Annotated in this window: 22 protein-coding genes and 2 pseudogenes; 4 read left to right on the forward strand and 20 right to left on the reverse strand. The window is 72.2% G+C overall.

The features are described from left to right. Nucleotides 1-752, forward strand: a pseudogene (locus ABZW03_RS13570) (regulator); the annotation flags it as partial. A 48-nt stretch (nucleotides 753-800) separates the two neighbouring features. Further along, nucleotides 801-1127 (forward strand): tetratricopeptide repeat protein, encoded by a 327-nt coding sequence (locus ABZW03_RS13575; protein WP_355256224.1) that lies wholly within the window; start codon nucleotides 801-803, stop codon nucleotides 1125-1127. A gap of 93 nt (nucleotides 1128-1220) precedes the next feature. On the opposite strand, the gene rpsD is transcribed toward ABZW03_RS13575, so the two are convergent. From rpsD to ABZW03_RS13615, 8 genes are all read right to left on the reverse strand, one after another. After that, entirely contained in the window at nucleotides 1221-1835 is a 615-nt protein-coding gene (rpsD, locus tag ABZW03_RS13580) for a 30S ribosomal protein S4 (RefSeq protein ID WP_270148363.1), read from the reverse strand. Nucleotides 1836-2145: 310 nt separating this feature from the next. Then, nucleotides 2146-3588: a replication-associated recombination protein A gene (locus tag ABZW03_RS13585; RefSeq protein ID WP_355256227.1), complete on the reverse strand. Its 1443-nt coding sequence runs from the start codon at nucleotides 3586-3588 to the stop codon at nucleotides 2146-2148. 66 nt (nucleotides 3589-3654) lie between these two features. After that, nucleotides 3655-4269: a hypothetical protein gene (locus ABZW03_RS13590; protein WP_355256230.1), complete on the reverse strand. Its 615-nt coding sequence runs from the start codon at nucleotides 4267-4269 to the stop codon at nucleotides 3655-3657. A gap of 172 nt (nucleotides 4270-4441) precedes the next feature. Continuing rightward, the gene (gene ppk2 / locus ABZW03_RS13595; RefSeq protein ID WP_355256233.1) at nucleotides 4442-5260 is read right to left on the reverse strand and encodes a polyphosphate kinase 2; all 819 of its coding nucleotides are present in this window, start codon (nucleotides 5258-5260) and stop codon (nucleotides 4442-4444) included. 167 nt (nucleotides 5261-5427) lie between these two features. Then, nucleotides 5428-5874, reverse strand: coding sequence for an N-acetyltransferase (locus tag ABZW03_RS13600; protein ID WP_355256236.1), 447 nt, complete (start codon nucleotides 5872-5874; stop codon nucleotides 5428-5430). Nucleotides 5875-6031: 157 nt separating this feature from the next. Continuing rightward, nucleotides 6032-7822: an aspartate--tRNA ligase gene (gene aspS, locus ABZW03_RS13605; RefSeq protein WP_355256239.1), complete on the reverse strand. Its 1791-nt coding sequence runs from the start codon at nucleotides 7820-7822 to the stop codon at nucleotides 6032-6034. Then, entirely contained in the window at nucleotides 7819-9081 is a 1263-nt protein-coding gene (gene hisS / locus ABZW03_RS13610) for a histidine--tRNA ligase (RefSeq protein WP_355256242.1), read from the reverse strand. The genes aspS and hisS overlap by 4 nt, the downstream gene beginning before the upstream one ends. 11 nt (nucleotides 9082-9092) lie before the next feature. Then, nucleotides 9093-9800 (reverse strand): MBL fold metallo-hydrolase, encoded by a 708-nt coding sequence (locus ABZW03_RS13615; RefSeq protein ID WP_355256245.1) that lies wholly within the window; start codon nucleotides 9798-9800, stop codon nucleotides 9093-9095. 249 nt (nucleotides 9801-10049) lie between these two features. Between ABZW03_RS13615 and ABZW03_RS13620 the strand changes: the two genes are divergently transcribed. Then, nucleotides 10050-10892, forward strand: coding sequence for a peptidylprolyl isomerase (locus tag ABZW03_RS13620; protein ID WP_355256248.1), 843 nt, complete (start codon nucleotides 10050-10052; stop codon nucleotides 10890-10892). A gap of 265 nt (nucleotides 10893-11157) precedes the next feature. Next, complete coding sequence (locus ABZW03_RS13625) at nucleotides 11158-12387, forward strand: DUF349 domain-containing protein (protein WP_355256251.1); 1230 nt, start codon at nucleotides 11158-11160, stop codon at nucleotides 12385-12387. An 86-nt stretch (nucleotides 12388-12473) separates the two neighbouring features. Here ABZW03_RS13625 and ABZW03_RS13630 read toward each other — a convergent pair. From ABZW03_RS13630 to ABZW03_RS13685, 12 genes and pseudogenes are all read right to left on the reverse strand, one after another. Next, nucleotides 12474-14795 (reverse strand): annotated as a pseudogene (locus ABZW03_RS13630) (bifunctional (p)ppGpp synthetase/guanosine-3',5'-bis(diphosphate) 3'-pyrophosphohydrolase); the annotation flags it as partial. Nucleotides 14796-15080: 285 nt separating this feature from the next. After that, complete coding sequence (locus ABZW03_RS13635) at nucleotides 15081-15632, reverse strand: adenine phosphoribosyltransferase (protein WP_355256254.1); 552 nt, start codon at nucleotides 15630-15632, stop codon at nucleotides 15081-15083. A 28-nt stretch (nucleotides 15633-15660) separates the two neighbouring features. Further along, complete coding sequence (gene secF, locus ABZW03_RS13640; RefSeq protein WP_355256257.1) at nucleotides 15661-16764, reverse strand: protein translocase subunit SecF; 1104 nt, start codon at nucleotides 16762-16764, stop codon at nucleotides 15661-15663. Between the two features lie 4 nt (nucleotides 16765-16768). Further along, nucleotides 16769-18496, reverse strand: coding sequence for a protein translocase subunit SecD (secD, locus tag ABZW03_RS13645; RefSeq protein WP_355256282.1), 1728 nt, complete (start codon nucleotides 18494-18496; stop codon nucleotides 16769-16771). A gap of 237 nt (nucleotides 18497-18733) precedes the next feature. Beyond that, complete coding sequence (gene yajC, locus ABZW03_RS13650) at nucleotides 18734-19141, reverse strand: preprotein translocase subunit YajC (protein WP_355256260.1); 408 nt, start codon at nucleotides 19139-19141, stop codon at nucleotides 18734-18736. A gap of 260 nt (nucleotides 19142-19401) precedes the next feature. Further along, on the reverse strand, nucleotides 19402-20487 hold the full coding sequence (ruvB, locus tag ABZW03_RS13655) for a Holliday junction branch migration DNA helicase RuvB (RefSeq protein ID WP_355256263.1): 1086 nt from the start codon (nucleotides 20485-20487) through the stop codon (nucleotides 19402-19404). 53 nt (nucleotides 20488-20540) lie between these two features. Further along, nucleotides 20541-21152 (reverse strand): Holliday junction branch migration protein RuvA, encoded by a 612-nt coding sequence (gene ruvA, locus ABZW03_RS13660; protein ID WP_355256267.1) that lies wholly within the window; start codon nucleotides 21150-21152, stop codon nucleotides 20541-20543. Further along, on the reverse strand, nucleotides 21149-21703 hold the full coding sequence (ruvC, locus tag ABZW03_RS13665; RefSeq protein ID WP_355256270.1) for a crossover junction endodeoxyribonuclease RuvC: 555 nt from the start codon (nucleotides 21701-21703) through the stop codon (nucleotides 21149-21151). The genes ruvA and ruvC overlap by 4 nt, the downstream gene beginning before the upstream one ends. Nucleotides 21704-21909: 206 nt before the next feature. Beyond that, on the reverse strand, nucleotides 21910-22668 hold the full coding sequence (locus ABZW03_RS13670) for a YebC/PmpR family DNA-binding transcriptional regulator (protein ID WP_355256273.1): 759 nt from the start codon (nucleotides 22666-22668) through the stop codon (nucleotides 21910-21912). 98 nt (nucleotides 22669-22766) lie between these two features. Further along, nucleotides 22767-23390, reverse strand: a complete 624-nt coding sequence (pdxT, locus tag ABZW03_RS13675; RefSeq protein WP_355256276.1) for a pyridoxal 5'-phosphate synthase glutaminase subunit PdxT — start codon at nucleotides 23388-23390, stop codon at nucleotides 22767-22769. Between the two features lie 94 nt (nucleotides 23391-23484). Next, nucleotides 23485-24396, reverse strand: coding sequence for a pyridoxal 5'-phosphate synthase lyase subunit PdxS (pdxS, locus tag ABZW03_RS13680; protein WP_355256279.1), 912 nt, complete (start codon nucleotides 24394-24396; stop codon nucleotides 23485-23487). A gap of 128 nt (nucleotides 24397-24524) precedes the next feature. Continuing rightward, entirely contained in the window at nucleotides 24525-25025 is a 501-nt protein-coding gene (locus ABZW03_RS13685) for a hypothetical protein (RefSeq protein WP_355256285.1), read from the reverse strand. Nucleotides 25026-25266 lie beyond the last annotated feature (241 nt).

Below are 25266 nucleotides of genomic sequence, written 5' to 3' on the forward strand. Positions count from 1 at the left end.
TGGACACCGGCGACGACCGGGCCCTGGCCTATGCCGTCCACCGCCAGGGCTGCGTCGCGCTGGTCGGCGACGACCCCGACCGGGCCGCCGAGCTGTTCGAGGAGGCGCTCTGGCACTACCGGACCATCGGCGAGCTCAACAGCAACGTGGTGATGGCCATGCTGGAGCTGGGCCTGGCCTACCTCTTCCAGGGCGACCTGGACAGCGGCGAGCTCTGGTTCGGCCAGGCCCGCGAGCTGTGCGAGGAGCACGGCGAGCAGTGGGCCTACGCGTACGTGCTCTACGCGATGGCGTACTCGCACTGGCTGGACGGCGCCGTGCAGCCCGCCCGCGCGCTGGCCCGGGAGTGCGTACGGCTGAACCACGTCTTCCGCGACCTGCTGGGCATCGTGCTGGGCATCGACCTGCTGGCGCTGCTGCAGACCGAGCCGACCGCCCCGGGCACGGCGGGCGACCTGCGCGAGGCCCGGGTGCTGCAGGGGGCCGCGCACCGGATCTGGCGCGCGGTCGGCAACCCGTTCCTGGGCTCGCGGAACTTCTTCGGCCCGCACCAGGAGTGCGCCGAGCGGGCCCGGGCCGGGCTGACCGCCCAGGAGTACGAGGAGTGCTACGAGGCCGGCACGCTGCTGGACCTGGACGCGGCGGTCACCCGGGCGCTCGGCGGCGGGGGCTCGGCGGAGGGCCCGGAACCGGTGCCCGGCCCCCGCGCGGTGCCGCCCGCACCGGCCGCCGCACCGGTGCGGAATAGCTGAAGCTTGCCGATTGCTTGAGGAGGCAAGTAACCACCCGGAAGGAGCACCATGGCCGTCCACAACGCCGCCGACGAGTACCGCATGGCGAAGTTCTACTTCGAGTCCAAGGCGTACACCGATGCGGCCCGCATGCTCGAAGGCGTGCTGGCCGAGGAGCCGGCCAACCTCTCCGTCCGGCTGCTGCTGGCCCGCAGCTACTTCCACTCCGCCCAGCTCCGCCGCGCCGAGGCCGAGCTGCTGCGGATCCTGGAGGCCGACCCGGCCGAGGACTACGCCCGGCTGATGCTCGGCCGCACCCTGGAGCGCCAGGGCCGCGCCGAGGAGGCGCGCCCGCACCTGCGGCTGGCCGCCGCGATGGCCGGCGAGGAGATCTGACGCCACCGGCCCCAGGGCAGGAAAAAGGGGCGAGCCCCCGCCACCTCGAAAGGCGGCGGGGGCTCGCTGGTGTTCGCGAGGAGCGAAGCCGGGTCAGCGCGAGTAGTACTCGACGACCAGCTGCTCGTCACAGATCACCGGGACCTCCTTGCGCTGCGGCGCACGGTCCAGGCGGAAGGCCAGGGCCTTCAGGTTGACCTCGAGGTACTTCGGGGTCTGGCCCTCACCCGCGTAGCCACCCTCACGGGCGACCTGGAAGGGGACCTTCTCCTTGGAGCGCTCGCGGACGGTCACCACGTAGCCCGGCTTCATCTGGAACGACGGCTTGTTGACCTTGCCACCGTTGACCTCGATGTGGCCGTGGACGACCATCTGGCGGGCCTGGTAGATGGTGCGGGCGATGCCCGAACGCAGCACCAGCGAGTCCAGACGGGTCTCCAGCTCGGCGACGAGCGCCTCACCGGTCTTGCCCTCGGCCTTCTTCGCGCGGTCGAACGCACGCGACAGCTGCTTCTCGCTCAGGTCGTACTGGGCGCGCAGACGCTGCTTCTCGAGCAGACGGACCTTGTAGTCCGAGTTCTGCTTGCGACCACGGCCGTGCTGGCCGGGCGGGTACGGGCGGGCCTCGAAGTACTTGACGGACTTCGGGGTCAGCGGCACGCCGAGCGCACGCGCGATCTTGACCTTGGGACGCTTCTGGTTCGCCATGAACCAAACCTTCCTTGCTTACGAATACGGCTTCACCAGGTGTTGACGGAGGTCGCATGTCGCGACCCGGAGAAAACCCCCACGCTCGCGCGAAGGGATCAGCCGCTCTCCGGAGCCGGGCACGAGATGTGCTGGTCACACGAAGGGCCCGGAAACCGGGCCGTCCGCGACACCGAAACGGTGCGCGACGCTCCTGGTGCGGGCCTCCCGGAGGAGGCCTACCGCCGGTGCCCCGCTGGTGCGGCCGGTCGGTGGGGTCTCCCCCGCCGCCGTCCCGGGACATGGCACTCCGACGAAGTATACCGGTGGATCACCCGCCCTTTTCCCCGGGCTGCTCCTCGGCCTTCGGCTCCGGCTTCTCCGGCGCCTTCCCGGCCGGCTTCCCGGCCTTCTTCTCCACTCTGCGCTCGCCCCGCAGCCGCCCGCGCGTCCACTCCACCACGTCCGCGTACCGGGCCTCGCCGCCGCGCCTGGTCGGCTGGTAGTACTCCTTGCCGTGCACCGCGTCCGGCGCGTACTGCTGGGCCGCGATGCCCTCCGGCAGGTCGTGCGGGTAGCGGTAGCCCTTGCCGTGGCCGAGCTTGCCCGCGCCGCCGTAGTGCGCGTCCCGCAGGTGGGACGGGACGGCGCCCGCCAGGCCCTGCCGGACGTCCGCCAGCGCCGCGTCGATCGCCAGGTAGGCGGCGTTGGACTTGGGCGCCAGAGCCAGCGCGATGGCCGCCTGGGAGAGGATGATCCGGGCCTCCGGGAAGCCGATCAGGGCCACCGCCTGGGCCGCCGCCACCGCCGTCTGCAGGGCCGTCGGGTCCGCCAGGCCGACGTCCTCGCTGGCCGAGATCATCAGCCGGCGGGCGATGAACCTCGGGTCCTCCCCCGCCTCGATCATCCGGGCCAGGTAGTGCAGGGTGGCGTCCACGTCGCTGCCGCGGATCGACTTGATCAGCGCGCTCGCCACGTCGTAGTGCTGGTCGCCGTCCTTGTCGTAGCGCACCGCCGCCTGGTTGACGGCCGTCTCGGTGGTGGCCAGCGTGATGCTCGACTCACCCTTCTCCAGCGCCGCCCCGGCCGCCGCCTCCAGCGTGGTGAGCGCCCGCCGGGCGTCCCCGCCGGCCAGCCGCACCAGGTGGTCCTCGGCCTCCGCGCTGAGCTCCAGCGCGCCCTCCAGACCGCGCTCGTCGGCCACCGCGCGGCGCAGCAGCGCCCGGATGTCCTCGTCGGTCAGCGACTCCAGGGTGAGCAGCAGCGAGCGGGACAGCAGCGGGGAGATCACCGAGAAGTACGGGTTCTCCGTCGTCGCCGCGATCAGCGTCACCCAGCGGTTCTCCACGGCCGGCAGCAGCGAGTCCTGCTGGGCCTTGGAGAAGCGGTGGATCTCGTCCAGGAAGAGCACCGTCTCCCGGCCGGACATCCCGACCGCCCGCCGGGCGCCGTCGATGACGGCCCGGACCTCCTTGACCCCGGCGGTGATCGCGGACAGCTCCACGAAGCGGCCCTCGACCGCCTGGCTGATCACGTGCGCCAGGGTGGTCTTGCCGGTGCCGGGCGGCCCCCAGAGGATCACCGAACTGGTCGCCGCCGGGCCGCGCGAACCGGCGACCAGTCGGCGCAGCGGCGAGCCGGGCTTCAGCAGCTGCCGCTGCCCGGCCACCTCGTCCAGGGTGCGCGGACGCATCCGTACGGCCAGGGGCGCCCGGCCGGGCTCCCTGGTCTGGCGTTCCTCGGCGGCGGCGGTGAAGAGGTCCGGTTCGTCCACACCGGAAGCCTATGCGAGGGCTCGGACAGCCCGTCCCGCAACGGGCGGCCGGGCGCCACCGGACGGCTACCGCGGCGGGCGGCGGTCCAGCACCACGGCGTCGAACTCCTCCAGCGACCGCACCGTCACGCCCGCCGCGGCGGTGACCCGGGCCCGCGCCTCGGCCTGCGGGGTGCGGGAGGCCGCGAAGCTCGCCTCGTCCCGGAAGATCGCCCCCACCGAGAGCCTGCCCCGGTCCCGCTGGATCAGCAGGGCGCCGCCCACGAAGCCGTCCATCGCCTCCAGCCTGGGCAGGGCCTGCTCCCGGAACAGCTCGACCAGCCGGTCGGCCGAGGCGGGGTCGAAGTCGCCCCGGACCAGCCGGAACCGGGCCCCCGGCGCGCCCTCCCCGGGCGGCGCGAAGGCCGCCGCCTCCCAGACGTCCACGGCCGCCGTGCCGGCGAAGGGCTCCAGCAGCTCGCCGCGCCGCCTGCCCAGCTTGGCGTCGCTGTCCCGCTCGGCCTGCGCGGTGTCCCACCAGGAGCCCATGGTGAAGACCCCCAGCTCGCGGTTGGCGAAGAGCCCGTAGCCCCGGTAGCCGTGCTCGGCGGAGAGCAGGCCGACGGCCTCCGCGGTGAAGCCGTCGAGGGTCCGGCCGAGGCGGGCCGGGTCGCCGGTGAAGTAGCCGGTGCGCACGAACATGGCGGGTCTCCTGACGTCCGGCGGGCACCGCGACGGGCGCTCCGAGCCGTGGTGGACACGTCCATCGCACGGCCCGGCCCGGGCACCGGCAACGCCACGCGTCCGTTCGAGCGACCCCGAGCCCGGCCGAACCGGACGGACCGGGCACCCCGACGTCCCCCCGGCGGCCCCGCTAGCCGAGCTTGGCGGCGTGGTCCGGCACGTACCGCTGGAGGTCGCGCGGCGGCCGCTCGTAGCCGCGCGAGGCGGGGCGCGGCGGCAGCTCGATCTGCGGCGCCCTGATCTCGTGGTACGGCACGGTGGACAGCAGGTGGGCGATCATGTTGATCCGGGCCCGGCGCTTGTCGTCGCTCTCCACCACGTGCCAGGGCGAGTCCGGGGTGTCGGTGTGGATGAACATCTCGTCCTTGGCCCGCGAGTAGTCCTCCCAGCGGGTGATCGACTCGACGTCCATCGGGGAGAGCTTCCAGCGCTTCATCGGGTCCTCCAGCCGGTCCCGGAAGCGCCGCTCCTGCTCGGTGTCGCTCACCGAGAACCAGTACTTGCGCAGCAGGACGCCCGACTCGGTCAGCATCCGCTCGAAGGTCGGGCACTGGTGCAGGAACTGCCAGTACTCCTCGTCGGTGCAGAAGCCCATCACGCGCTCGACGCCGGCGCGGTTGTACCAGCTGCGGTCGAACAGCACGATCTCCCCGGCGGCCGGGAGGTGCTCGACGTAGCGCTGGAAGTACCACTGGGTCTTCTGCCGCTCGGTCGGCGTGGGCAGCGCCGCGACCCGGGCGATGCGCGGGTTCAGGTACTCCGTCACCCGCTTGATCGCTCCGCCCTTGCCGGCGGCGTCGCGGCCCTCGAAGACCACCACCAGCCGGGCGCCCTCGACCCGCACCCACTCCTGGAGCTTCACCAGCTCCTGCTGGAGCCGCAGCAGCTCCCGCTCGTACGGCTTCCTGGCCAGTTTCCCCGGCTTCCCGGTCCGCTGCTGCTCGGCCACCCTCGGGTCCTCCGTCCGGCTGAATGCTGATGCGCACTCACCGTAGGCGCTGGCGGCCGAATCCGCAGGTCGGCGGGGCCGTGGCGACCGGGGCCGGTCTCGTGGACCGGCCCTGGGGAGAGGTGCCCGAGGGAGCGGCGCCCGGGGTGTCCGGAGCGTGGGCGGTCTCAGACCGCGACGAAGGGCTCGGGGTAGCGGCAGAGCCCGCGCGGGGCGCCGTCGTACGCCGCCAGCGGCAGCGCCTGGAAGTACGCCTCCGGCACCTCGAACGGGCCGGTGACCTCGTGCCGCCCGGCCGGGGCGAAGCCGAACCGCGCGTAGTACTCCGGGTCGCCGAGGACGACCACGAGCTTCTCGCCCGCCCCCTCGGCCGCCGTCAGCGCGGCCCGGACGACCAGCTCGCCGACGCCCTGGCGCTGCCACTCGGGCGCCACCGCGACCGGCGCGAGCGCCAGCGCCTGGCCGTCGCCGACCCGCAGCCGGGTCAGCAGCGCGTGCCCGATCACCAGCCCGGCGTCGTCGACCGCCACCACGGACAGCCCGGGCAGCCAGGCGGGATCGCGGCGCAGCGCGTCCACCAGGTCCGCCTCGTCCGGGCCGGGGAACGCCGCCATGTGGACGCGTCTGGTGGCCGGGGCGTCGTCCGGACACTCGACTCTCGTTGTGACCTGCATTGGGGTCAACCCTCCCTGTGTCACACACCGTTGTGGACCGGCCCCGGACGGCGGCTGGGCCGTCCGGGGCCGTTGCAGGTTAGCGGATGACGTGGCGTCAGGCCTTGGGCTGGGCCTCGCCCTTGGCGTCCTCGCGGACCTTCGGCTGGGCGTCCACGCCGGCCTCGCGGCGCTGCGCCGGGGTGATCGGGGTCGGGGCGCCGGTCAGCGGGTCGCCGCCGGTGGACGTCTTCGGGAAGGCGATGACGTCCCGGATCGTGTCGTACCCGCCCAGCAGGGTGACGATGCGGTCCAGGCCGAAGGCGACACCGCCGTGCGGCGGCGGGCCGTAGTTGAAGGCGTCCAGCAGGAAGCCGAACTGCGAGGCCGCCTCCTCCTCGGAGAGGCCGATCGCGTCGAACGCCCGCTTCTGCACGTCGCGCTGGTGGATACGGATCGAACCGCCGCCCAGCTCCGAGCCGTTGAGGACCAGGTCGTAGGCGTTGGACAGGGCCGAGCCCGGGTCGGTGTCGAAGGTGGCCAGCGACTCCGCGGTCGGGGCGGTGAAGGGGTGGTGCACCGCGTGCCAGCCCTGGAACTGGCCCTTGTCGTCCTCGATCGGCTCGAACATCGGGAAGTCGACGACCCAGAGGAAGGCCCACTGGGACTCGTCGATCAGCCCGCAGCGCTTGCCGATCTCCAGGCGGGCGGCGCCGAGCAGCTCCTGCGAGGCGCGCTCCTTGCCGGCCGCGAAGAAGATCGCGTCGCCGTTCTTGGCGCCCGCGGCGGCGGCGAGGCCGGCCAGGTGCTCCTCGGAGAGGTTCTTGGCGACCGGGCCGCGCAGCTCGCCGGTCTCGGCGTCGATGAGCACGTAGGCCAGGCCCCGGGCGCCGCGCGCCTTGGCCCAGTCCTGCCAGGCGTCCAGCTGCTTGCGCGGCTGCGAGGCGCCACCGGGCATGACCACGGCGCCGACGTACGGGGCCTGGAAGACGCGGAAGTCGGTGCCCTTGAAGTACTCGGTCAGGTCGGTGAGTTCCTGGCCGAAGCGGACGTCCGGCTTGTCCGAGCCGTAGCGGCCCATCGCGTCCGCGTAGGTCATCCGCGGCAGCGGGTTCGGGATCTCGTAGCCGTGCACCTCGCGCCAGATGGCGCCGACGATCTTCTCGCCGAGAGCCAGGACGTCCTCCTGGTCGACGAACGAGGCCTCGATGTCCAGCTGGGTGAACTCCGGCTGCCGGTCGGCGCGGAAGTCCTCGTCGCGGAAGCAGCGGGCGATCTGGTAGTAGCGCTCCATGCCGGCCACCATCAGCAACTGCTTGAACAGCTGGGGCGACTGCGGCAGGGCGTACCAGTGGCCGGGCTGGAGGCGGACCGGGACCAGGAAGTCGCGGGCGCCCTCGGGGGTGGAGCGGGTGAGGTACGGCGTCTCGATGTCGAGGTAGTCGTTCTCCTCCATCACCCGGCGGATGATGTTGTTGACCTTGGAGCGCAGGCGCAGGCCCTTGGCCGGGCCCTCACGGCGCAGGTCCAGGTAGCGGTAGCGCAGCCGGACCTCCTCGTTGACCGTGCCGGGCTCGTACTCGGCGACCGGGAAGGGCAGCGGGGCGGCCTCGGAGAGCACCTCGATCTCGCTGACGACGACCTCGACGGCGCCGGTCGGGATGTCGGGGTTCTCGTTGCCCTCCGGGCGGACCCGGACGTCACCGACGACCTTGACGCAGTACTCGGCGCGCAGGCCGTGCACCGAGTCGAGGTCGCGGACCACGACCTGCACGGTGCCGGAGGCGTCGCGCAGGTCGATGAAGGCCACGCCGCCGTGGTCGCGGCGGCGGGCGACCCAGCCGGCCAGGGTGACGGTGGTGCCTGCGTGCTCCGGGCGGAGCGTGCCCGCGTCGTGCGTGCGGATCACAGCTGCTTCTCCTTCAGGGTGGTGACGAGTGCGTCGAGGGCGACGGGGGTCTGCTCGCCGGTGGACATGTCCTTGAGCTGGACGACGCCCTCGGTGAGGTCCCGGTCCCCGGCGATCAGGGCGAAGCGGGCGCCGGACCGGTCGGCGGACTTCATGGCGTTCTTGATGCTCTTGACGCCGAAGGCGAGGTCGGTGGCCACGCCGGCCCGGCGCAGCTCGACCACCTTGGCGAACAGGACGTTCTTGGCCTCCTCGCCGAGCGCGACGGCGTAGACGGAGGTGGCGGCCGGCAGGTCGAGGACGACGCCCTCGGCCTCCAGGGCCAGGTAGGTGCGGTCGACGCCGAGCGCCCAGCCGACGGACGGCAGCGCCGGGCCGCCGATCATCTCGGACAGGCCGTCGTAGCGGCCGCCGCCGCCGATCGCGGACTGCGCGCCGAGGCCGTTGTGCACGAACTCGAAGGTGGTGCGGGTGTAGTAGTCCAGGCCGCGCACCAGCTTGGGGTCGTCCACGAAGGCCACGCCCGCCGCGGTGAGCAGCTCGCGGACCTTCTCGTCGTACGCCTTGCAGGCCTCGCACAGGTAGTCGCGCAGCATCGGGGCGTCGACCAGCTGGGCCTGCACCGACTCGCGCTTGTCGTCGAGGACGCGCAGCGGGTTGATCTCGGCGCGGCGGCGGGTGTCCTCGTCCAGGTCCAGGCCGGAGAGGAACTCGATCAGCGCGGCGCGGTAGACCGGGCGGCACTCCTTGTCGCCGAGGCTGTTGAGCAGCAGCGAGTAGTTCCGCAGGCCCAGCGAGCGGAAGGCGTCGTCGGCCAGGATGATCAGCTCGGCGTCCAGCGCCGGGTCCTCGGCCCCGATCGCCTCGGCACCGACCTGGGAGAACTGGCGGTAGCGGCCCTTCTGGGCGCGCTCGTAGCGGTAGTACGAGCCGGAGTACCAGAGCTTGACCGGCAGGTTGCCCTGCTTGTGCAGGTTGGCCTGGAGCGCGGCGCGCAGCACCGAGGCGGTGCCCTCGGGGCGCAGCGCGAGCTCGTCGCCGCCCTTGGTGGTGAGGTTGTACATCTCCTTGGTGACGATGTCGGTGGACTCGCCGACGCCGCGGGAGAACAGCTTCACGTCCTCGAAGACCGGGGTCTCGACGTAGCCGTAGCCGGCCCGGCGGGCGGGCGCGGCGATGCGCTCGCGGATCGCCAGGAACGTCGCGGAGCTGGGGGGCAGCAGGTCGTAGGTGCCCTTGGGGGCGGTGAAGGTGCTCAACTTCTCTTCCGTCACATTCCTCGTCGCGGGAAAGCCGGGGCGCCTGCCGCCCCTGCTGCCTGTCGGAGGTAGGGGTTGGTGGCGCGCTCGCGGCCGATGGTGGTCTGACCGCCGTGGCCGGAGAGGACCACGGTGGAGTCGTCGAGGGGCAGGCACACCCGGGCCAGCGAGTTCATGATCGCCTCGCTGTCCCCGCCCGGGAGGTCGGTACGCCCGATGGAGCCGGCGAACAGCAGGTCGCCCGAGAACAGCACCGGGGGGAGGTCCTCGGCACCGGGCGTCCGGAAGGTCACCGACCCCCCGGTATGGCCCGGGGCGTGGTCCACGGTGAGCCGCAGGCCGGCCAGCTCCAGCACGCTGCCGTCGGTGAGCTCGCGCACGTCGTCGGGCTCGCCGACGGTGAGCTCGCCCATCAGCTGGGTGCCCAGCGAGCGGCCGAGCGCCCGCTCCGGGTCGGACATCATGTACCGGTCCTCGGGGTGGATCCAGGCCGGGACGCCGCGGGCGCCGCAGACCGGGACCACCGAGGCGACGTGGTCGATGTGGCCGTGGGTGAGCAGTACGGCGACGGGCTTCAGCCGGTGCTCGCGGACCAGTTCCTCGACGCCGCGGGCCGCCTGGTGGCCGGGATCGACGATGACGCACTCCTCACCCGCCGCCGGAGCGACCAGGTAGCAGTTGGTGCCCCAGGCTCCAGCGGGGAATCCGGCGATGAACACGCGCGTCCTTCGGGTGTGCGGCGGTCGGCTGCGGCGGCGGCGAGTGGTCGTGCTGCCAGTGGTGATGTAGGTGCAGCCTACCGGCGCCGCGGGTCCGGTTGCGAACCAGATAGGAGCGACGCGGCGCCGCGGCCCGACGGGTTCACCGGGTTCTTACGGGCCCGGTCCCTACACTTGGCCGCCGAGGGATGCGATGATCCGCTCCGGAATCCATCCACTTTTCCCGCACATCCGTAGGAGACACGGCCGGTGGTCAGCAGCGAACAGCGGCGGCGGCAGCTCGCCCGAGACAAGTACGAGCGCCAGATGGAGCGGCGGGCCGCGGCCGAGGCCGCGCGCAAGCGGCGCAACACGATCGTGAGCGCCTCGCTCGCCGTCGTGGTGCTGGCCGGCGGTGGCACCCTGATCGCCACCGGCGCGTTCAGCTCGGACGACAAGGCCGACACGAAGGCCTCGAACACCGCCCAGGCCGCACCGACCACCGCCGCCGAGCCGACCACCCCGACCCGCAAGCCGGTCGAGGGCTGCGCCGCCCCGGCGCCGGGCGCGCCCAACGGCAAGCAGTGGCAGGCCGAGCCGGCGATGACGATCGACCCGAGCGGCTCGTACACCATGACGCTGGACAGCAACTGCGGCAAGGTGACGGTCGCGCTGGACGCCGCCAAGGCCCCGCACACCGTGAACTCCTTCGCCTTCCTGGCCGGCGAGCAGTACTTCGACCACACCAAGTGCCACCGCCTCACCACCGACGGCATCTTCGTGCTCCAGTGCGGCGACCCGACCGCCAGCGCGACCGTCCCCGGCGGCACCGGCGGCCCCGGCTACAAGTTCGCGGACGAGAACCTGACCGGCGCGACCTACCCGGCCGGCACCGTGGCGATGGCCAACTCCGGCCCGGGCACCAACGGCAGCCAGTTCTTCCTGGTCTACAAGGACACCAAGCTGCCGCCGAACTACACCCCGTTCGGCAAGGTCACCGGCGGCCTGGACGCGGTGCAGAAGATCGCCGCCGCGGGCACCCTGGAGGGCTCGCCGGACGGCCACCCGATGGCCGACGTCACCTTCAACTCCGTTACGGTGGCGAAGGGTTGACCGACTCCGGGGCCGTCGACCAGCGGCCTGCGCGCCGCCCCGGCACGGCCCCGGACCGAAATCGCCCGGCCCGGATGCGGACAGCACCGGTCCTGGTCGCCTATGTTGGCGTCGTATAGGGTGCCCGCACCCGCCTGGCCGTCACCCTCGGCAGCAAGGCACGGCGGACGGGGACGGCGGACTCTTTCGGTCCGTCGCACATCAACTGTGGACGACGGACGCGCGCCGCCCCGGCGCGGGCGCGACGTCATGTGGAGGACGCGCTATGAGCAGCGACCCGTGGGGCCGTGTGGACGAGCAGGGCACGGTCTACGTCAGGACGGCCGACGGCGAACGCGCCGTCGGTTCCTGGCAGGCCGGCTCGCCCGAGGAGGCCCTCGCCTACTTCGAGCGCAAGTACCAGGGCATCGAGGTGGAGATCGGCCTGCTGGAGAAGCGGGTGCGCACCACCGACCTGGCCGCCAAGGACGCCCAGGCCGCGCTGGAGCACCTGCGCGCCCAGGTCGTCGAGGGGCACGCGGTCGGTGACCTGGAGGCCCTGGCCAAGCGGCTGGACACGCTCGCCGGCGAGATCGAGAGCCGGCGCGAGGAGCGCAAGGCCGCCCGCGCCAAGGCCCAGGACGAGGCCCGCTCGGCCAAGGAGGCCCTGGTCTCGGAGGCCGAGCAGCTCGCCGAGTCGACCCAGTGGCGGGAGGCCGGGGACCGGCTGCGCGCCCTGGTGGACACCTGGAAGGGCCTGCCGCGGCTGGACCGCAAGAGCGACGACGAGCTGTGGCACCGCTTCTCGCACGCCCGCTCGGTCTTCTCCAAGCACCGCAAGGCGCACTTCGCCACCCTGGACGCCGAGCGCGAGAAGGCCCGGCAGACCAAGGAGGCGCTGGTCGCCGAGGCCGAGGCGCTGTCCTCGTCCACGGAGTGGGGCAGCACCGCCGCCGCATACCGCGACCTGATGGCGCGCTGGAAGGCCGCCGGCCGGGCCCAGCGGGACATCGAGGACGAGCTGTGGGCGCGGTTCCGCGGCGCCCAGGACGTCTTCTTCCAGGCCCGCTCCGCCGTGTTCAGCGAGCGGGACGCCGAGCAGGTGGAGAACCAGAAGCTCAAGGAGGCGCTGGCCACCGAGGCCGAGGCGATCCTGCCGATCACCGACCTCAAGGCCGCCAAGGCCGCGCTGCGCGAGATCAGCGAGCGCTGGGAGGCGGTCGGGCACGTGCCGCGCGAGGTCCGTCCGAAGCTGGACGGCCGGCTGAACGCGGTCGAGCGGGCCATCCGCGAGGCCGAGGACTCCGAGTGGAAGCGCTCCAACCCGGAGGCCAAGGCCCGCGCGGCCGGCATGGTGGGCCTGTTCCAGGCGAAGGCCGACAAGATCCAGGCCGACCTGGACAAGGCCCGCGCGGCCGGCAACGCCTCCAAGGTCGCCAAGCTGGAGTCCGAGCTGTCCGGCGTGCGGACGCTGCTGGACCAGGCGCACAAGAGCCAGGAGGAGTTCAGCGGCTGACCGCCTCGGCGCGCTGACGACGAAGGCCCCCGGGACCGCTCCCGGGGGCCTTCCGCGTTCCCGCTCCACGGCGGAGGGGCCGCCGCCTACTTGCGGGCGGAGGTGACGCGGTAGACGTCGTACACGCCCTCGACGCCGCGCACCGCCTTGAGCACGTGGCCCAGGTGCTTCGGGTCGCCCATCTCGAAGGTGAAGCGGCTCATCGCCACCCGGTCCCGGGAGGTCTGCACCGCCGCCGACAGGATGTTGACGTGCTGGTCGGAGAGCACCCGGGTGACGTCCGAGAGCAGCCGGGAGCGGTCCAGCGCCTCGACCTGGATGGCCACCAGGAAGACCGAGGACTGGGTGGCCGCCCACTCGACGTCGATCATGCGCTCCGGCTGCTGGCTCAGCGCCTCCACGTTGACGCAGTCGGCGCGGTGCACCGAGACGCCGTTGCCGCGGGTGACGAAGCCGACGATCGGGTCGCCCGGCACCGGGGTGCAGCAGCGGGAGAGCTTGACCCAGACGTCCTCGACGCCCTTGACGATCACGCCCGGGTCGCCCTTGGCCCGGCGGCGCACCGCCCGGCGGTTGTCGTGGGTCGGGGTGGCGGTCTCCGCCAGGTCCTCGGTCGCGCCCTCCTCGCCGCCGAGCGCCTGGACCAGCTTCTGCACGATGTTCGGCGCGGCGACGTGCCCCTCGCCGATCGCGGCGTAGAGCGAGGAGATGTCGGGGTAGCGCATCTCGTGGGCCAGGGTGACCAGCGAGTCGCCGGTCAGGATCCGCTGGATCGGCAGGCCCTGCTTGCGCATCGCCCGGACGATCGCCTCCTTGCCGTGCTCAATCGCCTCCTCGCGGCGCTCCTTGGAGAACCAGGCGCGGATCTTGTTGCGGGCGCGCGGCGACTTGACGAAGCCCAGCCAGTCCCGGGACGGGCCGGCGTTCTCCGCCTTGGAGGTGAACACCTCGACGGTGTCGCCGTTCTCCAGGGTCGACTCCAGCGGCACCAGCCGCCCGTTGACCCGGGCGCCTATCGTCCGGTAGCCGACCTCGGTGTGCACCGCGAAGGCGAAGTCGACCGGGGTCGCCCCGGCCGGCAGGGCTATCACGTCGCCCTTGGGGGTGAAGACGAAGACCTCGTTGCTGGCCAGGTCGAAGCGGAGCGACTCCAGGAACTCGCCCGGGTCGGCGGTCTCCTTCTGCCAGTCCAGCAGCTGCCGCAGCCAGGCCATCTCGTTGACGGCGCCGGCCTTGTCGTCCTTGCGGACCTGGGTCGGGGTGTCGGTGCGGACCTTGGACGCCCCGGCCACCGCGCGCTGCTTGTACTTCCAGTGCGCGGCGATGCCGTACTCGGCCCGCCGGTGCATGTCGAAGGTGCGGATCTGCAGCTCGACCGGCTTGCCCCCGGGACCGATCACCGTGGTGTGCAGCGACTGGTACATGTTGAACTTGGGCATCGCGATGTAGTCCTTGAACCGCCCCGGCACCGGGTTCCACCGCGCGTGGATGGTGCCCAGCGCCGCGTAGCAGTCGCGGACGGTGTCGACCAGGACCCTTATGCCCACCAGGTCGTAGATCTCGGCGAAGTCCCGGCCCCGGACGATCATCTTCTGGTAGACCGAGTAGTAGTGCTTCGGCCGGCCGGTGACGGAGGCGGTGATCCGGGCGCCGCGCAGGTCCGCCTGGACCTGGTCGATGACGGTCGCCAGGTACTCGTCCCGTTTGGGGGCGCGCTCGGCGACCAGCCGGACGATCTCGTCGTACATCTTGGGGTAGAGGATCGCGAAGGCGAGGTCCTCCAGCTCCCACTTGATGGTGTTCATGCCCAGCCGGTGCGCCAGCGGGGCGTAGATCTCCAGCGTCTCGCGGGCCTTCTTCTCCTGCTTCTCCCGCTTGAGGTAGCGCATCGTGCGCATGTTGTGCAGGCGGTCGGCCAGCTTGATCACCAGGACCCGCGGGTCCTTGGCCATCGCGACGACCATCTTGCGGACGGTCTCGGCCTGCGCGGCCTCGCCGAACTTGACCCGGTCCAGCTTGGTGACGCCGTCCACCAGCAGGGCCACCGAGTCGCCGAAGTCCTTGCGCAGGGTCTCCAGGCCGTAGTCGGTGTCCTCGACGGTGTCGTGCAGCAGCCCGGCCATCAGGGTCGGGGCGTCCATGCCGAGCTCGGCCAGGATCGTCGCGACGGCCAGCGGGTGGGTGATGTACGGGTCCCCGCTCTTGCGCTTCTGCCCGCGGTGCCACTTCTCGGCCACCGCGTAGGCGCGCTCGATGTCGCGCAGCAGCGCCGGGTCGGCCTTGGGGTCGTTGGCCCGGATCGAGCGGAACAGCGGCTCCAGGACGGGGTTGAGCACGCTGGAGCGCTGGCCGCCCAGCCGGGCCAGCCGGGCCCGCATGCCGCCGGTGGAGCCCCGGCCGGACGGGCCGAGCGAACGCGAGGAGGTGGGCGCCGGGCGTGCCGGGGTGGCCCCCGAGGGCGTGGGACGGTTTTCGGGGGCGGCCGCTGCGGCCGTGGGCACAACCTCGTCGGGCAAGGACAACTCCTCGGGGCACCGGGGCCGACCCCTGCCGAGACCCGAACGGTCGGGTACAACCGGGAGGGGATGAATCTTCATGGTACCGAGCCGGGCGCCGAGGTGTTCATCCGGCCGGGCCAGGAAACGGAAGGACGGCGGTCGGATGTTCCGACCGCCGTCCTCCTGACAGGTCCCTCAGACCGTGACCAGCGTCTCCAGCGGAGCGCCGTCCAGGTGCCCGGCCAGCCGCTCGCGGCCGTCCAGGAAGCCCAGCTCCATCAGCACCACGACGCCCGCCAGCCGGGCCCCGGCCTCCTTGACCAGGTCCAGCGAGGCGCCGATGGTGCCGCCGGTGGCCAGCACGTCGTCCACCACCAGCACCCGCTCACCGGGCGCGAAGGCGTCGCACTGCACCTCCAGCGTCGCCGAGCCGTACTCCAGCTCGTACGAGCGCCGGAACACCTCGCCGGGCAGCTTGCCCTGCTTGCGGATCGGCACGAAGCCGAGACCGGCGGCGAAGGCCGCCGGGGCCGCCAGCACGAAGCCGCGCGCCTCCAGGCCCACCACCTTGGTCGCACCGAGCTCCTTCGCCCGGTCCGCCAGCGCCCGGGTCAGGGCGCCGAAGGCCTCGGCGTCGGCGAGCAGCGGCGCGATGTCCTTGAACAGCACACCCGGCTTCGGGTAGTCCGGGACGTCCCGGATCCGGCTGTTCAGCAGCTCGGCCAGTGCGGTGTCGGTGGTGGTCACGGTGGAGTTCCTCGGATCGTGGTCGGGATCAGCGCTTGGTGGACGGACGGCCCTTGGCACGGGTGGTGCCGGCCGCGCGGCCGCGCTGTCCGACCATACCCGCAGGCTGCTCCTCGCCCGTCGGCTCCTCGTCCGCCGCGACGCCGTCGCCGGCCTCGGCCTTGGCGGCCGCGGCGGCCCGGTGCTGGAGCACCCGCTTGCGCAGCGCCTTCATCTCCGGCTGCTCCTCCTTGAGCTGCGCCAGCAGCGGGGTGGCGACGCAGATCGAGGAGTAGGCACCGGCCGCGAGGCCGATGAACAGCGCGAGCGAGATGTCGTTCAGGGTGCCGGCGCCCAGCAGGCCGCCGCCGATGAACAGCAGCGCGGCGACCGGCAGCAGCGCCACCACGGTGGTGTTGAGCGAGCGCACCAGGGTCTGGTTGAGGCCCGCGTTGGCGGCCTCGCTGTAGGTGCGCTTGTTCTGCTTGGTGATCCCCTTGGTGTTCTCCTTCACGGTGTCGAAGACGACGACCGTGTCGTAGAGCGAGTACCCGAGGATGGTCAGGAAGCCGATCACCGTACCCGGGGTGACCTCGAAGCCCACCAGGGCGTAGACGCCGATGGTGATCAGGAGGTCGTGGATGAGGGCGACCAGGGCGGACACCGCCATCCGCCACTCGAAGGCGATCGCCAGGTAGACCGTCACCAGGATCATGAAGACGATCAGACCGGTGAGCGCCTTCTGGGAGATCTGCTTGCCCCAGCTGGGGCCGATCACCTGGGCCTCGACGGTGTCCAGCGGCACGTCGAGCTTCTGCGAGAGCTCGGTGCGGATCTGGTCCGAGCTCTTCGCCTCCTCGGTGCTGACCTGGATGCGGATCTTGCCGCTGTCGGTCGACTGGACCAGCGGGTGCGAGGAGACGATCCCGTCCGCGGTGTCCTGCGCCTGGGAGACCGTCAGGCCGGGCTTGGACACGGTGTAGACCGAGCCGCCCTTGAACTCGATGCCCAGGTGCAGGCCCATGGCCAGGCCGATCGCCGCGACCAGCACGATCACGCCGGAGATGGAGTACCAGAGCTTGCGGCGCCCGACGAAGTCGAAGCTGACTTCGCCCTGGTAGAGCCGGTGGCCCAGGTTGGAGAAGCGTGACACGGTGTCAGGCCTCCTTCACGGCGGCAGAGGAGGGGCTACGGCGACGGCTGCTGCGCAGCGGCGGGCGGGCGCCCAGCCGCTTCGGGTCCAGGCCGGACCACTTGTGGCCGTCCAGGAAGAACTTGCGGCGGGCCAGCAGCGTGATGAGCGGCTTGGTGAAGAGGAAGATCACCACGACGTCGAGCGCGGTGGTCAGGCCCAGGGTGAACGCGAAGCCCTGGACCTTGCCGACCGAGACCACGTACAGCACGGCGGCACAGAGGAAGGACACGAAGTCCGAGACCAGGATGGTGCGCCGGGCGCGCGGCCAGGCCCGCTGGACCGCCGGGCGCAGCGGGGCGCCCTCGCGGACCTCGTCGCGGATGCGCTCGAAGTACACGATGAAGGAGTCGGCGGTGATGCCGATCGCGACGATCGCACCGCAGACCGCCGGCAGGTTCAGCGCGAAGCCGATCGCGTTGCCGAGCAGGGCCATGATCGAGTAGGTCAGCACCGCCGAGACGATCAGACCGGCGATCGAGACCAGGCCGAGGCCGCGGTAGTAGATCAGCGAGTAGGCGACCACCAGGATCATGCCGATCGCGCCGGCCACCAGACCGGCCTTGAGCTGGTCGCTGCCGAGCGCCGGGGAGACGGTGGTGATGTCGCTCTTGCTGAACTCCAGCGGCAGGGCGCCGTAGCTCAGCACGTTGGCGAGGTCCTGCGCCTCGGCCTGCGAGAAGCGGCCGGTGATGACCGCGCTGCCGCCCGGGATCGCGCCGTTGACCTGCGGGTGGGAGACGACCTGGTTGTCCAGCACGATGGCGAACTGGTTGGTCGGCGGGGTCTGGACGGCCAGCTGGCCGGTGACCTTGGCGAAGGCGTCGGTGCCGGTGCCGTTGAACTGCAGCTGCACCTGCCAGCCGGCGCCGGTCTGGGTGTCGATGCTGGCCTGGGCCTTGGAGACGTCCGCGCCCTTCACGGCCGCGGGGCCGAGCGCCAGCTTCTCGTAGTAGCCGTTCTCGGCCTTCTGGGAGCAGGCGACGACGGCCTTGTCCTCGGCGCCGGTCTGGGCGGCGCGGACCTCGGGCTTGGAGCAGTCCAGGGCGGCGAAGGCGGCGGCCAGCTCGGGCGGCACGGAGCCCTGGGTCATCGCGTTGCTGAGGTCGGCGGCGCTGGTCGGGGCGGCCGGGGCGCTCGGGGCGCCGGTGGCGGCGGGAGCGGCGCTGCCGGTGGCCGCGGGGGCGGCACCGGTGGCGGCGGCGGTCGGGCTGGCGCCCTCGGCGGCCAGCGCCTCGCTCGCGGGGCGGCCCTGCTTGGTGGCGCTCGCGGCCGCGGACGGGGTACCGGTCGCGGCGGCGCCGGCGGACGGAGCCGCGGACGGGGTCGCGGCCGGGGTGCCGGTGGCGCCCGCGGACGGGGTGCCGGTGGGCGCCGGGGCGCTGAGGCCGCTGGGGGCCACCGCCAGGACCGGGCGGAAGAACAGCTTCGCGGTGGTACCCACCTGGTCCGCCGCGTTCTGCCGGTCGCCGCCCTTGGGGATGTTCACGATGATCGTGTCCGAGCCCTGGGTCTGGACCTCCGCCTCGGAGACACCCATCCCGTTGACGCGGCGCTCGATAATCCCGACGGCGATGTCCATGTTGGACTTGCTGAGCGCCTTGGGGTCGTCCGACTTCGCGGTCAGCGTGATGCTGGTGCCGCCGGCGAGATCGATCCCGAGCCGGGGCTTGGTGGTGCCCGTCCCGAACATGAGGGCGACCAGTCCGACGGTGACGACCAGGATGAGGGCCAGTGCCCGCCCTGGGTAGCCGTCGCGCGGGCGCGACTTGGGTGTTGCCACCTTGCTCGTTTCTCCCTGTCCATGCCACTTCCCCGGCCGTACCCCCGGCCGGCGGATGTCGGACGGGGGTACGGCAGGTTGTGCGGCCCTGAGGTCCTGTGGGCTCGCGGCACTGCGCCGCGCGGCCGGGCGGGTTGCCCGTCCGTACTACTTGCTCGCGGGAGCCCCGCCCTCGGCATCGCCCTTCTCGGCGCTCTCCTTGGTGAGCGTCAGCGGCTTGTCCTCGGCCGGCGCGGCGTCCGCGTCCTCGACCTCCGGCTCGGCCGGCTCGTCGTCGGCGGGGCGGCCGTTGATGATCGCGTCGTACTCCTGGCGGTCCAGGACGGCCGCGATCGCGCTCTTGGTGAAGTAGGTGACCACGCCGGGCGCGATCTCCAGCTCGACGGTCTCCTCGTTGACCGCCTTCACCTGGGCGTACAGGCCACCGATGGTGCGCACCCCCGCCCCGGGCTCCAGCGAGGTCTGCATCTGCTGCATCTGCTGCTGGCGCTTCTTCTGCGACCGGAACATGAGCACGATCGCGATGATCGGGAGGAGAAGGATGATGAGGTTCACTGCAGCCAGGGTCCTTTACGGGCCGCCGGCCGGCGGCCTGTGTGGTATTGGTCGGCCCGTCAGGTGAGAGGGGCGGTCCGGCGGAGTCTAGGCGACCCCGAATCGATCGGACAACGCCAAGCATCGCATCCTGCCGCCGAAAGTGGCGACCCTCCGCCTGCACTGTTTCCCGGGACTTCGATCCCGGCTCCTCCGTGTGCCACCACGGAAGCGAGGGGTGGGAACCGACCGGCCGGACTCACCCGTTCAGCCGATGGCGGTCAACTTTCGTCGGCGGGGAACAGCTCCGACTGCGCTGGAACACTTCCGCGAGTGGTCTGGACCGGCGGGGTCTGTGCGGGCGGGGTCAGGCCGAGGTGCTGCCAGGCGGCGGCGGTGGCGATCCGCCCGCGCGGGGTGCGGGCGAGCAGGCCCTCGCGGACCAGGAAGGGCTCGGCGACCTCCTCGACCGTCTCGGACTCCTCACCCACGGCGACCGCGAGTGTCGACAAACCGACCGGACCGCCGCCGAACAGCCGCAGCAGCGCGTCCAGCACCGCGCGGTCCAGCCGGTCCAGACCGCGGGCGTCCACCTCGTAGACGTCCAGCGCCTGGGCGGCGATCCCGGCGGTGACCTGCCCGTCGTGCCGGACCTGGGCGTAGTCGCGGACCCGGCGCAGCAGCCGGTTGGCGATGCGCGGGGTGCCGCGCGAGCGCCCGGCGATCTCGGCCGCGCCGGCCGGGTCTATCTCCACGTCCAGCAGCGTGGCCGAGCGGTGCACCACCCGCTGGAGCTCGGCCGGGGCGTAGAACTCCATGTGCCCGGTGAAGCCGAAGCGGTCGCGCAGCGGCGGCGGCAGCAGGCCGGCCCGGGTGGTGGCGCCGACCAGGGTGAAGGGCGGCAGCTCCAGCGGGATGGCGGTGGCGCCCGGGCCCTTGCCGACGATCACGTCGACCCGGAAGTCCTCCATCGCCATGTAGAGCATCTCCTCGGCCGGCCGGGACATCCGGTGGATCTCGTCGAGGAAGAGCACCTCGCCCTCGGTGAGCGAGGAGAGGATCGCGGCGAGGTCCCCCGCGTGCTGGATGGCCGGGCCGGAGGTGATCCGGATCGGGGCGCCCAGCTCGGCGGCGATGATCATGGAGAGGGTGGTCTTGCCGAGCCCGGGCGGGCCGCTCAGCAGCACGTGGTCGGGCGCGCTGCCGCGCTTGCGGGCCGCCTGGAGCACCAGCGACAGCTGCTCGCGCACCCGCTCCTGGCCGATGAACTCGTCCAGCAGCTTGGGGCGCAGCGCCGCCTCCACCGCCTGGTCCTCGCCGTCGGCGGAGGCCGTGACCAGCCGGTCGGCGGGTTCCGGGTCGTACATCGTCGCGGGCTCCAGAATCTCCGGTGTCGACAAGGGGACAGATCGTCAGGGGGTCAGCGGGCGCGGTTGAGGCCGCGCAGGGCGAGCCGGAGCAGGGCGCCGACGTCCGGCGTGGCCTGCGCCTCGGCCTCCGGGGCGACGGCCGCCACCGCGTCGTCCGCCTCGCGCGGGGCGTAGCCGAGGCCGGTCAGCGCGGAGTGCAGCTGCTCGCTCCACGGCGCCGGCCCGGCGGCGATCGGCTTCTGCGCGGGGACGGCGCCGTGCGGCGCGCCGAGCTTGTCCTTGTACTCCAGCAGCAGCTTGGCCGCCTTGGCCTTGCCGATGCCCGGCACGGCGACCAGCGCCTTCTCGTCGCCGCCGGCGATCGCGACGCGCAGCGCGTCGGGGCTGTGCACGCCGAGGATCGCCTGCGCCAGCTTGGGGCCGACGCCGGGCGCGGCCTGGAGGATCTCGAACACGGCGCGCTCGTCGTCGTCCGCGAAGCCGAACAGGGTCAGCGAGTCCTCCCGGACCACCAGCGAGGTGGCCAGCCGGGCCGGCTCGCCCAGCCGCAGGCCGGCCAGCGTGTTCGGGGTGCACTGCACCGCCATGCCGACTCCGCCGACCTCGACCACCGCGGTCCCGGAGGAGATGGCCGCCACGGGCCCTTGCACGAAGGCGATCATCGGACGGTGCCTTTCGGAGGAGTGGAGCGGGTGGTCGTGCGGGCGGCCCGGACGGCGGCCTCCAGCCGGTTGGTCGCCCCGCCGCGCCAGATGTGGCAGATGGCGAGCGCCAGCGCGTCGGCCGCGTCGGCGGGCTTGGGCGGCGCGTCCAGCCGCAGCAGGCGCTGCACCATGGCGGTGACCTGCGCCTTGTCGGCCCGGCCGGAGCCGGTGACGGCGGCCTTGACCTCGCTGGGGGTGTGCAGGGTGACGGGTATGCCGCGCCGGGTGGCGCAGAGCATCGCGACGGCGCTGGCCTGCGCGGTGCCCATCACGGTGCGGACGTTGTGCTGGGCGAAGACCCGCTCGACGGCGACCAGGTCGGGCCGGTGCTCGTCCAGCCAGGCCTCGATGCCCTGCTCGACCTGCAGCAGCCGCTGCCCGATCTCGGCCTCGGCGGGGGTGCGCACCACGCCGACCCCGGCCATCCGCAGCGGCCGACCCGGCGCGCCCTCGACCACGCCGACCCCGCACCTGGTCAGCCCCGGGTCCACGCCCAGTACCCGAACCACCCGCCCCGCCTCCCTGTTCGTCGCCACTCGCCGCCACCCGCCGCCCTTGCCCGCCGCGTGCCGACGCGCCCTCGGCTCGCGGCGAGGGACCTCCGCAGGCTACCGCCCGGGTCCGACAACCCGACCGACGACACCGGCCCGGTGGTCCAGGGACCACCGGGCCGGGCAGTGAGAACGGTCACTCACCGACGATCACTGGGCAGTGATCACTCGGCGTCGAGCTGCGCGCCGATCTCGTCGGAGATGTCGAAGTTGGCGAAGACGTTCTGCACGTCGTCGCTGTCCTCCAGCGCGTCGATCAGCTTGAGGATCTTGCGGGCGCCGTCGACGTCCAGCTCGACCTGCACGTCCGGCACGAAGTTGGCCTCGGCCGAGTCGTACTCGACGCCCGCGTCGACCAGCGCGGTGCGCACGGCCACCATGTCGCTGGGCGCGGAGATCACCTCGAAGGCCTCGCCCAGGTCGTTGACCTCCTCGGCCCCGTGGTCGAGGACGATGTCGAGGACCTTGTCCTCGTCCACGCCGTCGGCCTTGGGGACGATCACGACGCCCTTGCGGTTGAACATGTACGACACCGAGCCCGGGTCGGCCATCGAGCCGCCGTTGCGGGTCATCGCGACGCGCACGTCGGAGGCGGCGCGGTTGCGGTTGTCGGTGAGGCACTCGATCAGGACCGCGACGCCGTTCGGGCCGTAGCCCTCGTACATGATGGTCTGGTAGTCGGCGCCGCCGGCCTCCAGACCGCCACCGCGCTTGACGGCGCGGTTGATGTTGTCGATCGGGACCGAGCTCTTCTTCGCCTTCTGGATGGCGTCGTAGAGCGTCGGGTTGCCCGCCGGGTCGGGCCCGCCCGTCTTCGCCGCCACCTCGATGTTCTTGATCATCTTGGCGAAGAGCTTGCCGCGCTTGGCGTCGATCACGGCCTTCTTGTGCTTGGTGGTAGCCCACTTAGAGTGGCCGGACATCGCCAGCTCCTTTACGTCGCCAATGAGAAATGAACAGAGGAGATCTTACCGGTGTTGTCACCGGTGGGGCGCACACGGTCAGCGCGCGGCCGGCCGGGTCAGTTCGCGGCCGCCGCGAGGTGCTCCTCGACCATGCGCACGAAGTACGCGTGCACCCGGTGGTCGCCGGTCAGCTCCGGGTGGAAGGACGTGGCGAGCAGGTTGCCCTGGCGCACCGCCACGATCCGGCTCTCCGGGCCGTCCGCGGCGGGCAGCTCGGCCAGCACCTTGACGCCCGTACCGACCGACTCGACCCAGGGGGCGCGGATGAAGACGCCGTGCACCGGCGCGTCGTCCAGGCCCGCGAAGTCGATCCCGGACTCGAAGGACTCGTTCTGGCGGCCGAAGGCGTTGCGGCGCACGGTCATGTCGATGCCGCCGACGGTCTGCTGGTCGTCGCGGCCGTCCAGGATCTTGTCCGCCAGCATGATCATGCCCGCGCAGGTGCCGTAGACCGGCATCCCCGCGGCGACCCGCTCGCGCAGCGGGTCCATCACGCCGAACAGCAGCGCCAGCTTGGACATGGTGGTGGACTCCCCGCCGGGGATCACCAGCGCGTCGACCTCGGCCAGCTCCTCGGCGCGGCGCACCGGACGGGCGAGCGCGTCGGCCTCGGCCAGCGCCACCAGGTGCTCGCGGACGTCGCCCTGCAGGGCGAGGACGCCGATGACAGGAGTGCTCACGGTCTTCAACCTCTATCGATCGTTACGACGGACTACGTGGCGCGGCCCGCCGCGCACCGAGGCGCTGCGGCGGGCCGGCCGGGAGTGGTGGTGGTTACCAGCCGCGGTTGGCGTAGCGCTCGGTCTCCGGCAGGGTGTCGCAGTTGATGCCGACCATGGCCTCGCCCAGGTTGCGGGAGGCGTCCGCGATGATCTTCGGGTCGTCGAAGAAGGTGGTGGCCTTCACGATGGCGGCGGCACGCTTGGCCGGGTCGCCCGACTTGAAGATGCCGGAGCCGACGAAGACGCCCTCGGCGCCCAGCTGGCGCATCAGCGCGGCGTCGGCCGGGGTGGCCACGCCACCGGCGGAGAACAGCACGACCGGCAGCTTGCCGAGCTCGGCGACCTCCTTGACCAGCTCGTACGGGGCGCGCAGCTCCTTGGCGGCGGCGTACAGCTCGTTGTTGTCCAGGGCGCGCAGCTGGCCGATCTCGTTCTTGATCTGGCGCAGGTGGCGGACGGCCTCGACGACGTTGCCGGTGCCGGCCTCGCCCTTCGAGCGGATCATGGCCGCGCCCTCGGCGATGCGGCGCAGGGCCTCGCCCAGGTTGGTGGCGCCGCAGACGAACGGGGTGGTGAAGGCCCACTTGTCCGAGTGGTTGACCTCGTCGGCCGGGGTGAGCACCTCGGACTCGTCGATGTAGTCGACGCCCAGCGACTGCAGGACCTGGGCCTCGACGAAGTGGCCGATGCGGGACTTGGCCATCACCGGGATGGAGACGGCCTCGATGATCTCCTCGATCATGTTCGGGTCGGACATGCGGGCCACGCCGCCGTCCTTGCGGATGTCCGCGGGGACCCGCTCCAGGGCCATGACGGCGACCGCGCCGGCGTCCTCGGCGATCTTGGCCTGCTCGGCGTTGACCACGTCCATGATCACACCGCCCTTGAGCTGCTCGGCCATGCCGCGCTTGACCCGGGCGGTGCCGATCTGCGGCTGGTCTGCGGTGGTGGGGGTGGTGGACACGTGAGACCTCACTCGAAGATGAATCAGTGCTATCGCCCTATGGTAGGCAGAACGGGTGGCCCACTCATGCGCCACCAAGTCCAGCCCGGACGACGGGACACGACAAACGGGCCGTATCCGGGGACACCTTAAGCAGGCGCCCCTTCGGGCGTGAGGGCGGGCGGTGGGGCATCGTCCATCTCGAACGCCAGCGGGAACGGCGCGTTCCCCGCCAGCCGGAAGTACCGCACCAGCCGGTGCTCGCGCACCGCCCGCGCCGCCCGCACCGCGTCGTTGTGGAACCGGCGGGCCATCGGCACCCGCCGCACCGCGGCCGTCAGCTCACGAACCGCGTCCTCGCCGCCCGGCTCGGCCATCAGCGCCGCCATCTGCTCCGGCTCCTCGAACACCGCCCGCAGCGCCAGGCTCAGCTGGCTCTCCGCCACCTCGCGCTGCTCGTCCTCGGCCTGCCGGGCCGCGTGCGCCGCGTCCAGCAGCAGCAGCGAGGCCGCCGGGTCCAGCAGCGAGGAGGTCGCCAGCTCCATCGCCACCGAGGCCCGGCGGAGCAGCTGCGCGTCCAGCGCCGCCCGCGCGGCGTCGATCCGGGCATGCAGCCGGTCCAGGCGACCGGCCGTCCAACTCAGGTACATGCCGAACAGCACCACGGCCACGCCGGCCCAGATCCAGGTAGTCACGGGCCGCTACGTTACCGGGTGTCACCGGTTCAGCCCTGGGGCCTGTCTTCGAACTCGCGTCTGCGGGGCGACGCCGGGGCACGCACCTCGCCACGTTGTCGTCGGTCGCCAATGCTCCGCAGTGGCTCCCTCCTCCGCCTTGCGATGCACGCACCCCAACGCCGCCCCGCCCGCCCTCCGGGCGAACGACGGGAGT

This window comes from Kitasatospora sp. NPDC004799 (genome assembly GCF_040609095.1).
In the GTDB taxonomy this organism is placed as follows: domain Bacteria; phylum Actinomycetota; class Actinomycetes; order Streptomycetales; family Streptomycetaceae; genus Kitasatospora.